At 53.9% G+C, this 14,855-nt stretch carries 12 protein-coding genes; 8 read left to right on the top strand and 4 right to left on the bottom strand.

Annotated features, from left to right (window positions below; translation table 11 throughout):
• The first annotated feature begins 51 nt into the window (after positions 1-51).
• On the top strand, positions 52-288 hold the full coding sequence (locus J0A68_RS09800) for a DUF433 domain-containing protein (protein ID WP_206578031.1): 237 nt from the start codon (positions 52-54) through the stop codon (positions 286-288).
• On the top strand, positions 285-641 hold the full coding sequence (locus J0A68_RS09795; protein ID WP_206578030.1) for a DUF5615 family PIN-like protein: 357 nt from the start codon (positions 285-287) through the stop codon (positions 639-641). The genes J0A68_RS09800 and J0A68_RS09795 overlap by 4 nt, the downstream gene beginning before the upstream one ends.
• A gap of 1 nt (position 642) precedes the next feature.
• Here J0A68_RS09795 and J0A68_RS09790 read toward each other — a convergent pair whose 3' ends face one another.
• The 4 genes from J0A68_RS09790 to typA all read right to left on the bottom strand — a co-directional run bounded on the left by J0A68_RS09790 (position 643) and on the right by typA (position 5,518).
• On the bottom strand, positions 643-1,962 hold the full coding sequence (locus J0A68_RS09790; RefSeq protein WP_206578029.1) for a S41 family peptidase: 1,320 nt from the start codon (positions 1,960-1,962) through the stop codon (positions 643-645).
• Positions 1,963-2,004: 42 nt separating this feature from the next.
• Positions 2,005-2,313 carry a Dabb family protein gene (locus tag J0A68_RS09785; RefSeq protein ID WP_236021445.1) on the bottom strand — a complete coding sequence of 103 codons (309 nt, stop codon included), beginning with the start codon at positions 2,311-2,313 and terminating at the stop codon, positions 2,005-2,007.
• A gap of 368 nt (positions 2,314-2,681) precedes the next feature.
• Positions 2,682-3,575, bottom strand: a complete 894-nt coding sequence (locus tag J0A68_RS09780) for a hypothetical protein (RefSeq protein WP_206578027.1) — start codon at positions 3,573-3,575, stop codon at positions 2,682-2,684.
• 137 nt (positions 3,576-3,712) lie between these two features.
• On the bottom strand, positions 3,713-5,518 hold the full coding sequence (typA, locus tag J0A68_RS09775) for a translational GTPase TypA (RefSeq protein ID WP_206578026.1): 1,806 nt from the start codon (positions 5,516-5,518) through the stop codon (positions 3,713-3,715).
• Positions 5,519-5,779: 261 nt separating this feature from the next.
• Between typA and J0A68_RS09770 the strand changes: the two genes are divergently transcribed.
• From J0A68_RS09770 to J0A68_RS09745, 6 genes are all read left to right on the top strand, one after another.
• Entirely contained in the window at positions 5,780-6,361 is a 582-nt protein-coding gene (locus J0A68_RS09770; RefSeq protein ID WP_206578025.1) for an RNA polymerase sigma factor, read from the top strand.
• 68 nt (positions 6,362-6,429) lie between these two features.
• Positions 6,430-7,446, top strand: a complete 1,017-nt coding sequence (locus tag J0A68_RS23010) for a FecR family protein (protein ID WP_206578024.1) — start codon at positions 6,430-6,432, stop codon at positions 7,444-7,446.
• A gap of 49 nt (positions 7,447-7,495) precedes the next feature.
• Entirely contained in the window at positions 7,496-11,026 is a 3,531-nt protein-coding gene (locus J0A68_RS09760; RefSeq protein WP_206578023.1) for a SusC/RagA family TonB-linked outer membrane protein, read from the top strand.
• A gap of 11 nt (positions 11,027-11,037) precedes the next feature.
• Complete coding sequence (locus J0A68_RS09755; RefSeq protein WP_206578022.1) at positions 11,038-12,552, top strand: SusD/RagB family nutrient-binding outer membrane lipoprotein; 1,515 nt, start codon at positions 11,038-11,040, stop codon at positions 12,550-12,552.
• Positions 12,553-12,607: 55 nt separating this feature from the next.
• Complete coding sequence (locus tag J0A68_RS09750) at positions 12,608-13,540, top strand: RraA family protein (RefSeq protein WP_206578021.1); 933 nt, start codon at positions 12,608-12,610, stop codon at positions 13,538-13,540.
• A gap of 18 nt (positions 13,541-13,558) precedes the next feature.
• The gene (locus J0A68_RS09745; RefSeq protein WP_206578020.1) at positions 13,559-14,833 is read left to right on the top strand and encodes a mandelate racemase/muconate lactonizing enzyme family protein; all 1,275 of its coding nucleotides are present in this window, start codon (positions 13,559-13,561) and stop codon (positions 14,831-14,833) included.
• Positions 14,834-14,855 lie beyond the last annotated feature (22 nt).

The raw sequence follows: 14,855 nt of genomic DNA, 5'->3' as shown, positions 1-14,855 counted from the left end.
AACTGTGAATGGATAATCCCGTTTTTTCAATGAATATGCTATTTTAGAAAGATGAAGTCGGATCTAAATCACAGGATTACGGTGAGCTCGGAGGTTTGTCATGGCAAGCCATGCGTCAGAGGAATGCGCTGGCCTGTGGAGGTCATTATTGATTTGTTGGGTTCGGGAATGACGATCGAGGAAATCCTTGAAGACCATCCGGAGCTGGAGAGGGAAGATATATATGCTTGCTTGCAATTTGCCAAGCTTGCTATATCTGGACATCCTTTGATTGACCTGGCTTCGTGAAATTTCTCTGCGATGTCCATATTTCCTTCAAAGTAGTCTCATTTTTTAAAGGCTTGGGGCACGAGTGCATCCACGTAAACGAGATTTTGGAGGGCTGCTTTACAAAGGATGCCGAGATTTCCAGATTTGCAGATCAAGGAGGGTACATTCTGGTTTCAAAAGACTCGGATTTTAAGAACAGTTTTTTGCTGGATCGTACGCCGAAGAAATTGGTCAAAATCAACTTGGGAAATGTCTCCAACAAAAATCTGATCGAAATCCTCGGCCATAGAGAGGAGTTGTTGAGAGAGCTCGACTTGAAAGAGTCCTTTATGCTGGAAATCGGCGGAGACAGGGAAAGTTACATGGATTGATCTAGTATACAGGAAATTCCTGCCCCAATCCTTTGAAACCATCGATCATTTCCCATTTTGGCCTGAAGAAGGTGTCCAGCATCCTGCCGCTCACCGTGCCGTTTTGCAGGTAGCTTAGCGCCGCAGCCAGGCGTAGGTCCCGCTCGTCTCCCCAAGGAAACTGTGGGGAATCTCCAACCGAAAAATCCGCTGGGAAGCCATCAAAGTACTCCGCCTTGCCGGCTGAGTTGGCGATGGCAAAGGTAATGGGGACGAGCTCCACGTTGTTGTTTTTGAGTGTGGTGTTGTAGGCGGAAAGGGGGAAGGAGCCCACCGGCTTTCCGTAGGTATTGTCACCGATCAGGACTACATCGAGGTAAGGGTCAAGGTTGTTGATCACCAGCTCGGAGGCTGACGCGGAACCCCGGGAAGTGATGAACACGATGCGGCTGAGCTGCAGGGAGCCCAGTTTGGAAAAATTTCTGGACGAGTTGAGGTTGGATTTCAGGGCGTTCAGCTTGTTGGTGTACATGAGCTTGCCCGAGTTGGAGGCTTGGATCAGGTAGTTGCAGATCTGCTCTGCCACGGCGACAGATCCGCCTCCGTTGTAGCGCAGGTCGACGATCAGCTCCTGGATTCCCCCAGTTTTGAAAAACTCCATGGAGTCATCCACTTCCGTACTTTTGGTGGGGCTCACCCCGGCAGTGGCTTTGAAGCTCTGATAGGCCCAGTAGCCCACTTTTTTACCCGCCACTTCAAAGATTTTCTTTTCCAGCACCGAGTTGGACTGGTACTCCGCCTTGACGTTGGTACGTGTCGTGCTGCTGCCGTCCGGGAGCTTGAAGGTAAAGGTGTTGGAGATTCCGGGATCCGGATTGCCCAGTTTGAAGTCGTAGCCACCGGAGGAAGTTTTGTATTCGGAAATCACTTTGCCGTTGATCTGGGTGATCTCCCAGCCTCGCTTCCAGCCATCTTTTCCCGCAGGGGACTCGTCATACACGAAGGAGAGGTAGAGCTTTCCGTCCGCACCAAAGGCATAGCCGAAGCCATGTCCGGCATTTCGGCCCACGAAGGCATTGTTGAAGGCCTCTTGGGTAGTTAGGTAGGAAAATCTATCCAGAGGCTTGAAGATGATTGCGTCCAACAATGCCTCGTTGGAGGCGTAGGCGGCATAGTCCACCGTGGCTGGAAGCTCCTCGTTCCAGAAATACCATTCGCCCATGGATTCGAAGATCGCCTCCTTGATCGCCAAGCCCTGGTCGGAGGGCATGGGATCCTCCTTTGGATCACAGGCAAGCGATCCGAATAGGACAATACCGATGATCCAATGGGGAATTTTCATGTTGTCTGGATTTTAGTGGGAGCTATGGAGGGCAAGGAAGCCCTAGATGGCGATGTCGTAGACCTTCACGGTCTTCCACATGTGGGAATATTTCTCGATGAACTCCAGGTGAAGAGGCTCTTTTTGATACGCGAGCTGATCCTCCAGGCTGTCAAAGAAAGCCGTGCAGCAGACCTGCCAAGAGTGGTCGACTACGTCCCGCTTTTCGGTATCGGCAGGCGTTCCAGCGATGAATTTGCCTACGGTCGGGCACTTGCCGAGCATGGGCACGGCCTCGGTCAGAAACTCTTGCGTATTTCCCGTGTCGTGCAGCCAGAAGTACACCTGGTGAATCATTTTTTGCTTTGCCATATTTTTAGCGATGGTGGGGATAGGTAAGGCCGCGGCAGCAGCTGCCAGGCCCAAGGTTTGAATTGCTTTTCTTCGTGAGGTCATGGTCTGAGACTGTTGGAGGTCACATGGCGGGAGGCCAGGTTTCCATCAGGCTACTAAAGATAGAAATATAACATGTATCTCCGCAATTGTGCCAGTAATCGAATTCACTTCTTCACTCGGGAGCGAAGAGCGAAGTAAGAGCAAAGCTGGAGTTTAGCCTTTGTTGGCATCGACCCGTGCAGCAACTGGCAAAGAAGCACCTGCCCAATGACTACAAAACGTTTTTTGCCTTCTGAGGTCGAAGAATGAAAGCGAAAAAGGCCGGGTAAGCGGCCTTTTCTGGTTTAGAGCACGACTCTGTTAGCCATGTTTTTGAAGTATTGGTTTTCCGTCGAGATCAGGTAGTAGTTGGTGATGGTTTTGTCGTTTCGCTCCATCAAAATCACGACTTCCGAGTCCGCCCGGATGACTTTCAGTTCCTTTGTTTTGCTGGGGACATGGGAGGAGGTCACATAGATTCCGTCTTCCTTTTCCATGATTTTGTCAAACTCAAACATCAGAGGCTTTCGGTTTTCGTCATAGGCTGTGGAAATCTCCCGGGTCGCGTTCCAGTCGTTCCTGTTGAGCCTATGGGTCTGGTAGTGGTGGTATTTTTGCCCGGTGACAATGGCTCGGACTTCCTCCGCTTCCAGTGCTTCGGTGGAGTACCCGGTGCCGCTAAATGTCGTCTGTGTCGAGTTTCCGGGCTGGTTTTCACCTCCGTACTGGTTGCCCCGCTGATAGATGTTTCCTACAAAGACGACATTTGCGCCGAGCATCGAGGCTTCCGCTTTCAGCTTGTCCAAGGCTCTGTTCTTCACGTTGTTGATCGAGGAAAGAACCGTCACGCCGGTAGCTTTGCTGAAAAGTTCACCCTTTGGATTCAGGCCGGCGATGTCTTCCGGATTGTAAGTGATGTAGACCAGCTCGGCATCGTCCAATCCCTTGACTGGCTTGAAGGGGCTTTCGAATGTTTCTTCCCGTCCGCTGGCGTATTCGATCTTGGTTACTTGATGCTTGCTGACGCTGTAGAGCGTGTTTTCGTTGGGATAGCTGTATTTGATGATGTTGAATCCCACTTCCTTTACCTGTACTTCCTTAGGTCCATCCAGGAGGTAGAGGACGTCGTTTTTTGTCTGTGAAAAAGCCAAAGTTGAAAGTGCAAAAGTGGCAGACAGAGTTAGCAAAGCTTTGCGCATAGCGGATAATTTGGATTTAGTTTTACTGACGGAAGATTAGTGATAAAGTTTTTATTTCAAAGCAAGATCTTGGGATCGGGGCAAAAAAAGAATCCCACAGCTTGCGCCGTGGGATTCCGATATTGAAGGACTGTTTGTTATGCTTCTTTTTTGGCCATTCTGGCTCTTTCGTTTTCATCCAGGTAGATTTTTCTCATTCGGATGTTTTTCGGCGTGATCTCCAGGTATTCGTCTTTTTGGATGTATTCCATAGACTCTTCCAGGGAGAAGCGCTTCGGAGGGGCGATTCGGACGTTGTCATCGGAGCCGGAAGCACGCATGTTGGTGAGCTTCTTGCCTTTTTGTACGTTGACCACGATGTCGTTGTCTCTGGAGTGCTCGCCAATCACCTGGCCGGTGTACAGGTCGTCGCCCGGCTCGATGAAGAATACACCTCTATCCTGAAGCTTGTCGATGGCGTAGGCAGTACATGGACCGCCCTCCATAGAGATCAGAGAGCCGTTGATTCTGCCTGGGATTGGGCCTTTGAAAGGCTCGTAGGCAGTGAATCGGTGGTTCATGATCGCTTCACCTTGGGTTGCGGTCAGGACGTTGTTTCTCAGTCCGATCAGTCCTCTGGAAGGAATGCTGAACTCCAAGTGCTGCAAGTCGCCCTTTGGCTCCATGATCAGAAGTTCGCCTTTTCTTTGGGTAGCGAGTTCGATCACTTTACCGGCAGTCTCCTGCGGTACGTCCACCACGAGGGTTTCGATAGGCTCGCATTTTACCCCGTCGATTTCCTTGAAAATCACCTGGGGCTGGCCCACTTGGAGCTCGTAGCCTTCTCTTCTCATGGTCTCGATCAGTACGGACAAGTGGAGGATGCCACGTCCGAATACCAAGAATTTATCTTCGGAGTCGGTTGATTCTACTCTGAGCGCCAAGTTTTTCTCGGTCTCCTTCATCAATCGGTCACGCAGGTGACGGGAGGTCACAAATTTGCCCTCTTTGCCGAAGAACGGAGAGTTATTTATGGTGAAGAGCATGTTCATCGTAGGCTCGTCGATGGAGATACGAGGAAGTGGCTCCGGCTTTTCCGCATCGGCGATGGTGTCACCGATTTCGAAGTCTTCGATACCAGTCACGGCGCAGATGTCGCCTGCGGAGACGGTCTGAACTTTGTTTTTGCCTAGGCCTTCGAAGGTGTGGAGTTCCTTCACGCGCATCTTTTTGATGCTGCCGTCAGCCTTGCAAAGGGCGATTTGCTGGTTTTCGGAGATGGTGCCACGTGCTACTCGGCCGATGGCGATACGTCCCACGAAGTTGGAAAAGTCCAGGGAAGTGATCTGCATCTGCAGGGAGCCTTCGGCGATTTTCGGGGCAGGGATGTACTCCAGGATCGCGTCCAAAAGTGGCAGGATGGAGTCGGTCGGGTTTTTCCAGTCCGGGCCCATCCAGTTTTGCTTCGCAGAACCGTAGAGGGTGTGGAATTCCAGCTGCTCTTCGGTAGCGTCCAAGTTGAACATCAGTTCAAACACGGACTCGTGCACCTCGTCAGGGCGGCAGTTTTCCTTGTCCACTTTGTTGACCACCACGATAGGGGTCAAGCCAAGGCCAAGAGCCTTGCCCAGTACGAATCGGGTCTGTGGCATGGGGCCTTCAAAGGCATCCACGAGGAGGATTACCCCGTCGGCCATCTTCAAGACGCGCTCCACTTCACCGCCAAAGTCGGCGTGACCCGGGGTGTCGATGATGTTGATTTTGGTGTCTTTGTAGCGTACGGACACGTTTTTGGAAAGAATGGTGATCCCTCTTTCGCGTTCCAGGTCGTTGTTGTCCAGGATCAGGTCGTCAAACTGTTGGTTTTCCCTGAAGATCTTGGATGCGTGGATGATTTTGTCCACTAGGGTGGTCTTGCCGTGGTCAACGTGCGCGATGATCGCGATATTCCGAATATTCTGCATGGTTTGCCTTATTGAAGCCGCAAAAGTACGAATAAAATTTTGGAGTAAGGTTATCCGTCCGTGAAGTTTCCCCCCTATTGGCATCGCTGTAAGGCCGTAAGGCTCAAAAGCTAGCGTCCTTCAGCAAGTCTCTATCCCTCAAATCCCCGCATTAGTGAATTTGACTAATTTTACATATTGACATGTGTGTCTCTTATATGTACCTTAATTGGGGTTTTTTCAGTATGAAAAGTTTGAGATATGCCAAATGTTCCAAACAAAATGTTTTTCATCAAGGCGACGGACTCTTCGGGTTCGGAAGATTGCGCGCTTTGGGAAAGCGTGAAAAAGGGAAATGAACTTGCCTTCTCTTCCTTGTTCAAAAAGTTTGTGAACCCCCTGTACAACTACGGGATGCATTTTTTCCCAGACCCGGATTTGGCCAAAGATTGCGTCCAGGAGCTTTTTACCTCGGTTTGGCAAAAAAGGGAGTCGCTCTCTGAGGTGAGTCTGGTGAAGGGCTATCTTTTTCGGTCCTATCGCAATTTGTTTTTTGCCAAGATCGCCGAGCGAAAAAAAGATGTACACCCCGATTTTTGGGAGGAAGAGGTGCTGGAGGCGGAGGATTCCAAGGAGTCCGAGTGGATAGAAGAGGAGGAGGCGATCCGAAATTGCAAACTGGTGCAGCACGCCGTCCGCGAACTCACCCGGCGGCAGCGCGAGGCGGTGGTGCTGCGGTTTTACAATGGCATGGAGAGCAGGCAGATCGCCGAGGTCATGGGGATTTCGGTCGAGGCGGTCCACAATCTGATTTCCAAGGCGATCCGACTGCTGAGGGAAAAGCTCCGAAGGCAGACTTTTTAAAAAAAGTCGGGAAAAATTGATGAGTTCCCAGCTGGAGTCGGCTCTTGGAGGTATAAAGCCAAATTCCAGTGAACAGATTTTCAGATCCAGAGTCCTCCTACCCCCTTCAGAGATTTCTGGAGGATCCCGTTTTTCAAGATTGGGTTTTGCGCCCAGACCAGTCGCTAGAGGACTATTGGCACGACTGGATGTCCCAAAATCCCGAACTCCAGCCCCAAGTGCTGGAGGCTCGGAAGATCCTCCAAGAGATCAATACGCCTCCCTTCCAGCTGAGGGAGTCCGATATCCAGGGGGTCTGGAAAAAAATCCAGCAGGATATCCGGCCCAAGCCGCTCTTTGTCGCCAAGCAATCTGCCTTTAGGCGCTTCCGTCCCGCTTGGATTGCTGCGTCTTTCGCGCTGCTTGCCTGCTTGGCGCTTTACTTTTTGATGAACCTCGGCTCCAGCCAGGTGATCTATCGGACGGGTTTCGGGGAAACCCTTGCCCTCACCCTGCCAGACAGCTCCAAGGTAATCCTGAACGCCAACTCGCTGTTGACCTACTCCTCGGACTGGCATTCCAGCCAAGTACGGGAGGTGTGGGTCGAGGGCGAGGCTTTTTTTGACGTGCAGCATCTGGAGAGCCACCAGCCATTCAAGGTCTATCCCACCTCGGGTGTGGAAGTGGAGGTGCTGGGCACGCAGTTTAACGTGTATCACCGAAACCGGCAGACCAAGGTCCTGCTCAGCGAGGGAAATGTGACCATGAGCTTCACCGACAGTCCCAAGCCCTCCAAAATCCTGATGACACCGGGCGACCTGGTGGAGTATGACAGCCAAAAAATACAGAAGAAGCGCGTGAATCCGGAAGCCTATGTCTCTTGGACCAAAAACGTGCTCCAGTTGGAAAGTACCAAGCTGGCCGAGATGGTCAGGATGGCGGAGGAAAACTACGGGATAGCCGTGGAGGTGGGGCCTGGGGTGGACCTAGACCAAAGTGCGTCCGGGTCGATGCCGCTTTCGGATGCGCAGTCTTTTATGCGGCTTACTGCCAAGATCTTCAATGTCCGGGTCGTCTACCGCGACTCGGTGTACCAAATCGAATAAGCGTAGCGAGTACGAGTGCCAGTCAATTAATAATAACCCAACATATCCTATGAAAAAGCTTTTACTAATTCTCTGTTTGTACGGAGCGGGAGGCCAATGGGCGCTCGCCCAGTACAAAGAAGCACTGGCGTCCTCAGACAGGTTTCAGTCTGAGGGGGGAGCGGTGACCAGTTTTGCACTCAGGGACGGCCTGACTTCCTTGGAAAGCCAGTTTGACGTCTCGATTGCCTTCAAGGACGACCTCGTGGCCCAGAAGACCGTGCGGGTGTCCAAAAAGAAATACCGCTCGGTGGAGGAAGGTCTCGACGAGCTCCTCAAAAATTCCGGCCTGACCTATGAGAAGGCGGGAGCCAGGTTTTTTGTCATCTATCCCAAAAAAGGGGAAAAGACCAAGCCGGACGGAAATCTCAATTCCCCTTTGACGGCGTCACTCACCAGTTTTCCGCTCACCCCTTCAGCCCCGGTTTTGACGGTTTCCGACCGCTCGGACCGAGCGAGACGCTTTGACGTCACCGTCACCGGCAAGGTGCTGGACGAAAACGGAAACGGTTTTCCGGGGGTAAACATCCTGGTGAAAGGCACAAGCACCGGTGCGGTGACCAATACTGCGGGAGACTTTTCGATCAATGTTCCCGATGGCAATGCCGTGCTGGTCTTTTCGTTCGTGGGCTACATTTCCCAGGAAGTGTCGGTCCAAAACCGCTCTGTGGTCAACATCACCATGAAGGTGGATGAAAGCGACCTGGAGGAAGTGGTCGTCACGGCCTTGGGTATTGAGAAGTCGGCCAAGAGTTTGGGCTTTGCCACATCCAAGGTGAAATCCGATGAGCTGACCATCAACCGGACTCCCAATCTGATGAACGCCCTGCAGGGCAAAGTGGCCGGGGTCAACATCTCCTCCCTCGGCACCGGACCAGGCGGTACGTCCAAGATCCGTATCCGTGGGCAGTCTTCTATTTCGGGCCAAAACAACCCGCTCATCGTCATCAACGGCGTGCCGATCGACAATACCAACTTTGGCACCAACCCAGGCAACAATGCCTCGGACAACTCGATTGGCGTAAGGGGAGGGGGAAATACCTCCGATGGCGGGGATGGTCTCTCCAGTATCAACCCCGACGACGTCGAAACCATGACCATCCTCAAGGGGGCAGCTGCTGCCGCGCTCTACGGTTCGAGGGCCAAGGATGGCGTCATCATGATCACGACCAAGACCAAAGGGGATACCCAGGGAATCGGAGTGACCTACAACCTCAACTACACCAACGAGACTCCCCTGGACTTCACCGACTACCAGTACGAGTACGGGCAGGGCGAGCAGGGCGTACGACCCACTGCGCCAAACCCCACCTCGGGACAGTGGTCTTTTGGGGAAAAATTCCAGCCTGGAATGACGCACATCCTGTATGATGGGTTGGAAGTGCCCTATGTACCCCAGAAAGGGATCATCGGCGATTTCTTCCGCAACGGGCAAAACGTGACCAATTCCATCACGCTGACTTCCACGGGAGACAAAGGCGGCCTCAGCCTTTCCTTTGCCAATCTGGACAGCAAGGGCATCGTGCCAAACAACACCTACAACAGGAAGACCCTAAACCTCGGCTTTGGCTATGACCTGTCTCCCAAGTTTAGCTTCGGGGGAAATATCAACTATTCCCAAGAGGAAAACGAAAACGCGCCAAACATCGGCCAGCAGGACAATACCATCCCTGTAGCGCTGTACAACATGGCCAACTCCATGCCTCTGGAAATCCTGAAGGAAAACGCCTACAATGCCGTCGGTGACGAGATCGTGTACTCTCGGTTTAGAAACCGAACCAACCCCTATTTCACGCTGGACAAGCAGTTTCAAAACGTGCGCAGGGACAGGGTCTTTGGGAATATCCACGTGAAGTACAAGATCCTCCCTTGGCTTTCTGTACAAGGACGGGTAGGCCAGGACTACTGGTCTAGGGATCAGGACTACAACAACTTTCCTACCGGGCAGGCCTCCAGGGCTCCGGCTCCGGCAGGTTTTGTCAACGGCGTCTATACGCAGGAGTCGCGCAGATTCCGGGAGATCAACACGGACTTTCTCTTTTCGGCCAACAAGACCTTCGGGGATTTCGGTACCAACTTCACCTTTGGCGGCAATCACATGGAGCGGAGATCGGACCTGAACAGTGTGCAAGTCACGGACTTTGTCATCAGGGATCTGTACACCGTGCAAAACGGCCGGGCCAAAGACCCCATCTACGACCTAAACGAGCGGGCCGTGAATTCCCTGTATGGATCGGCTGAGGTGGCTTATAGGAACCGCCTCTTCCTGACCGGTACGCTGAGAAATGACTGGTTTTCCACCCTGTCCAAGGACAACCGGAGCATCCTCTATCCCTCCGTGTCCGCCAGCTGGGTGTTTACCGAATCGGTCAGCAGCGGCCTGATCAATTTTGGAAAGTTGCGGGTGGCTTATGCGGAAGTGGGTAGTGACTCGGACGTGGGGCCTTATTCCAACGTGTTGTTTTACAACGTCAACGCCAACCTGCTCAATGGGCAGCCCGTGGGTGGGCCGTTGGGGGGGACGCTTCCGAATCCGAACCTTCGCCCCATGCGAATCGGTGAGACGGAGGTCGGCTTTGAGCTGAACATGCTCAACAGCCGGGTGACTCTCGATGTCGCTGCGTACCGCAAGCTCACCACCGACCAGATCGTGAGTGCGCAGATTTCCGACGCTTCGGGCTATTTGAACACGTCGATCAACAGCGGCCAAAGCAGCAATAAGGGCATCGAGACGCTCTTGACCCTCGTGCCGGTAGAAAACGAAAGCTTCGTCTGGGAATCGACCTTTAACGCGGCCTACAACGTCACCGAGGTGCTGAGCCTGCTGACCGACACTCCCGGCGAGCGGATCACCGTGGGTACGCACGTCTTCAACGGAGAGCTACGGCAAATAGTGGGAATGGAAATGGCCCAGATCGCCGGGTTTGGCTACAAGCGCGACGAGCAGGGCCGGAAGATTTTTGCGGCAAACGGCCTGCCTATCCGCACTCCGGACTTGGTCAATTTTGGCAGCGCCCTTCCCAAATGGATCGGTGGCTGGAACAACTCCTTCAACTACAAGGGCATTGCTTTCTCTTTCTTGATTGATTTCAAGCTCGGAGGCAAAATGCTCTCCGGTACCAACTTCAACGCGACCCGACACGGCCTGCACAAGATGACCCTGGAAGGCCGGGAAGGCGGTGTAGTGGGAGACGGCGTGAACGAAGCCGGGGAGACCAACACCGCTGTGGCACCGGTCCAGTCCTACTGGGAGGTGGTACGTTCGCAGGCCCTCGTGGAGCCGGTCATCTACGACGCGGGCTACTGGAAGCTGCGCCAGGTCACGCTCAGCTATGACTTTACCAAACACCTGCCGGCGGAGCAGCCTTTCCGCTCGGTCAAGCTCTCCCTCGTGGCGAATAACGTGCTGATGATCAAAAAGTGGGTGGACAACATCGATCCGGAGTCCTTTGGCTATTCCTCGGACAACCTGGTCGGAATGGAATCTACCGGCTTGCCGACGACTCGAGGTTTGGGCTTCAATCTGAATGTTAAATTCTAATGCTACTTTCCATGAAAAAGACATATAACTACCTGGCGATACTGTTCTTTCTGGTGTTGTCCAGTTCCTGCGACGAGGGCTTTGACGAGCTCAATACCAACAAGGTGCGGGCAACTACCCTCGATCCCATAATCCAGCTCAATGCGGCGACGCTGGGGCTGGCTTTCCCGACGGCTACCCTCATCTACGAGGTAGGCGTGGTGCAGCAGGTGATTTCTCCCAACTCAGGCGTGCTCACCGGTGCAAACTACAACCAGGACAACCGCGCCTCTACCCAGGTCAACTGGCAAAACTACTACCAGAATGTCGTCAAAAACACGAGTGACGTCATCTCCCGCACCAAGGATATCCCTGCCCAGTCCAATGTCTACAACATGGCCCGGATCGTGCAGGCCCATGCTTTCATGATCCTGACCGACACGTACGGCAGCGTTCCCTTCACCGAGGCCGGCAGGGGATATTCGGACCAGATCTTCTTCCCAGCTTATGATACCCAAGAAAGCATCTACCCCCAAATCATCCAAGAGCTGGACCAGGCGGGTGCTGCGCTGAGCCTGAGTGGAAAGATCGAGACTGCGGACATCCTCTACAAAGGGAGCATCCCCCAGTGGAAGGCCTATGCAAATTCGCTCCTACTTCGCGCGGGCATGCGGCTGAGCCGGGTGAATCCGACCCTGGCGCAACAGGTGGTGGCTAAGGCCGCGCCTGCGGTGATTCTCGCAAATTCCGGAAATGCCCTCATCGCCCATGACGCCAACTATACCAATCCGATCGGCAACATGCTCAACTCCACGGAGGCGTCCAACTTCTTCTTGGCGGCACCCTTTGTCAACTATCTGAAGGCTACCGGTGATCCCAGGCTACGGGCTATCGCTGTCACCTATGTGGGGGCGAAGTCCGGTCCCGAACAGACTCCAGCCAACGCCAGCTCCGATCCGGCTATCCAAGTCGGCATGCCCATGGGCAATGACAACGCCGGAGCCGTCAAAGCCGCCGCTGCGGCAGGACTGGCAAGCTTCTATGAGTTTGCCCAAGTGGATCGCCGAAGGATCACCAAGCTGCAAGCACCGAACTTTCTGGTCACTGCTTCCCAAAACCTGCTGCTGCTCGCTGAAGCAAGAAATCGGGGATGGATCACCACGGGCACCGTCGAGGAGTATTACCGAAATGCCGTCATCGCGCACATGAACCAAATCAGTTCCATCGATCCGGCTTCGACTATCCCGCAGGCGGCGATTGACCAGTATTTGGCGGCGAATCCCTTTGATCCAGCCAAGGCCCTGGAGCAGATCAATACGCAATACTGGATTTCCTCCTTCCTGAATGGCCCCGAAGCTTTTGCCAATTTTAGGAGGAGCGGGTTTCCGGTGTTGCAGGAAAATCCCTTTCCGGGTCGTGAGGTGCCTTTCATCAACCGTCTGACCTATCCCAATTCGGAGATATCCGTCAACGGTGAAAATGTGGGCGCGGCGATCTCCGCACAGGGGCCGGATGACTTGGCTACGAAAGTTTGGTGGCACAAATGAAAACCGGCGGCCTGGCCAGTCCGGGCCGCTTTTTTCCAGACAAACAGTTTCTCCCATGAAAAAAACTTTGCTTCTAAGCCTGCTGGGGCTGACTTGTACCTTTTTGTCTTTTGCGCAGCAGATCTCCAAGGAAGAGTTGGTGTATCTGACACGCGAGTGGAAAGGGGAACGCTTCGATGACGGGCGCCCCAAAGTCCCCGATGACATCCTCCGCCGTATGCGGCTCGTGACCCACGACGAGGCCTGGGCGGTGATGAAAAACGCCGGATACTTCTACCAATATGCCGACGGCTGGGAGGTGATCAACCCGGACAGCATTCTGATCGGCAGGGCCGTGACGGCGACCTTTCTGCCGGGCAGGCCGGATATCCACAATGCGATAGATGAGCGCGGCAAGGCTGAGGGGAAAAAAGGCCAAAATTCCTGGCCGGTTGATCTCTTGGTGAAAGGAGATGTCTATGTCGCGGATCAGTTTGGAATCCAAGTCAATGGGCCGACGATTGGCGACAATGTCGGCAACGCGATCTTCGCCAAATCCGGCAACGGCATCGTCTATGACGGGGCGCTACGGGATATCGCCGGACTCCAGGAAATCGGCGGATTCACCTCCTACTACAGCAGCTACCATCCTTCCCATCACAACCAGCAGGGCAATCTCAACACCATGCTCGTGGGAATCAACCAGCCTACCAAAATCCGGCAGGCCACCGTGATGGCGGGGGATGTGGTCTTGGGCAGGGACGGTGGCGTGTCTTTCATCCCTGCCCATCTTGCTGAGCAGGTGGTGATCGTCTCGGAGATCGTCCGCCTTCGGGATATGTTTGGCCACCAGCGCCTGAGGGAAGGCAAGTACACCGCCGGACAGATCGATACCCGCTGGTCGGACGAGATCGAGCGGGATTTTTCCCAATGGCTCAACGACCACATCGACGAGCTTCCCGTCTCCCGCGAGCAAATCCAAGAGTACCTGAAAAACCGAACCTGGTAACCCCAAACACAGCATGCAATGAACCCAAAAACCGAAAATAGAAGAGCATTTTTTCAAAAAAGCCTAGGGCTGACGGGCGCAGCCCTGCTGGGCACCTTCGGAACAGGCCTGGAGGCAGCGGTGGAAAGAACCCCACAGCGCTCCCTGCCCTCGGATCTGAAGATCACCGACGTCAAATGCGGCTATGTCCGTGGCGCGGTCTATGTGAAAATCTACACCAACCAGGACGTTTGGGGCTGTGGTGAAGCGGTGGATGCGATCCAAGGCACCTACTACCTGGTCAAGCGTATGGGTGATCAGCTCAAGGGACAAAGTCCCCTGAATCCCAACCGCCTCGCGGAGCAGCTTCGCAAAGGCGCTTTCTTTGGAGGTGCGCAGTCCGGTGTTTACGTGGCCGTGCTCACGGCGATAGAGACGGCGCTTTGGGACCTGACAGGAAAGGTCTATGGACTGCCGGTCTATCAGCTTTTGGGCGGGAAGTTCCGGGACAAAATCCGCGTCTACTGCGACACCGCCCTCTACACCTCGACCAATCCCACGCCGGATGACTATGCCGCAGCCGCCAAAAATGCGGTCAGCAAGGGCTACAATGCGGTGAAGTTTGACGTGGACGACGGGCGCGATCCCAACAAGTACGACCGCTTCAACTGGACGGCCAATCCCATGGAGATCGAGCGCATGTACAACGCCATCGCTGCCGTGAGGGAGGCCGTAGGCCCCAATATTGACATCTGCGTGGACATGCACGGGCGATACGATGCGGTCACGGGACTCAAGATGGCCCAGATGTACGAGCCGCTTAACCTGATGTGGCTGGAGGAGCCGGTTCCCGCCGACAATGTGGACGTGTACAAGAAGATCAGCCAGGAGACTTCCACGCCGATCTGTACGGGGGAAAATATCTATTTGGCCTATGGCTTCACCCGGCTGCTGGCGGACAATGCCGTGGACATCATCATGCCCGACCTGCAAAAGGCCGGAGGGCTGGGCGAGGGGCAGCGCATCGCCAATCTCGCCAACCTCTACTACGTGCCCTTTTCACCCCACATGGTCGCTTCCTTTTTCGGGGCGATGGCTTCCTGCCATGTCTGCGCCTCGGTGCCCAATTTCCAGATCCTCGAATGGCAGATCTACATGGACACCGATCCGCTCTGGCAGGATATCGTGACCTATGACGGGCCGAGGACGGAAAACAGCTTTATCACGCTTTCCGAAAAGCCCGGCATCGGCGTGGAGATCAATGAGGAAGGCATGAAAAAGTATGCCGTGCCGGGGATTCCCTTCTTTGAATAGACGATGGGCAATTATCAATGAC

The organism is Algoriphagus oliviformis, assembly GCF_017254915.1.
Lineage (GTDB): Bacteria > Bacteroidota > Bacteroidia > Cytophagales > Cyclobacteriaceae > Algoriphagus > Algoriphagus oliviformis.
This window is presented reverse-complemented; position numbering and strand designations above follow the sequence as displayed.

Coding starts and splice junctions, on each gene's coding strand:
- J0A68_RS09800 (WP_206578031.1), top strand. CDS start 52: ATGAAGTCGGATCTAAATCACAGGATTACGGTGAGCTCGGAGGTTTGT.
- J0A68_RS09790 (WP_206578029.1), bottom strand. CDS start 1,962: ATGAAAATTCCCCATTGGATCATCGGTATTGTCCTATTCGGATCGCTT.
- J0A68_RS09785 (WP_236021445.1), bottom strand. CDS start 2,313: ATGGCAAAGCAAAAAATGATTCACCAGGTGTACTTCTGGCTGCACGAC.
- J0A68_RS09780 (WP_206578027.1), bottom strand. CDS start 3,575: ATGCGCAAAGCTTTGCTAACTCTGTCTGCCACTTTTGCACTTTCAACT.
- typA (WP_206578026.1), bottom strand. CDS start 5,518: ATGCAGAATATTCGGAATATCGCGATCATCGCGCACGTTGACCACGGC.
- J0A68_RS09770 (WP_206578025.1), top strand. CDS start 5,780: ATGTTTTTCATCAAGGCGACGGACTCTTCGGGTTCGGAAGATTGCGCG.
- J0A68_RS09760 (WP_206578023.1), top strand. CDS start 7,496: ATGAAAAAGCTTTTACTAATTCTCTGTTTGTACGGAGCGGGAGGCCAA.
- J0A68_RS09755 (WP_206578022.1), top strand. CDS start 11,038: ATGAAAAAGACATATAACTACCTGGCGATACTGTTCTTTCTGGTGTTG.
- J0A68_RS09750 (WP_206578021.1), top strand. CDS start 12,608: ATGAAAAAAACTTTGCTTCTAAGCCTGCTGGGGCTGACTTGTACCTTT.
- J0A68_RS09745 (WP_206578020.1), top strand. CDS start 13,559: ATGAACCCAAAAACCGAAAATAGAAGAGCATTTTTTCAAAAAAGCCTA.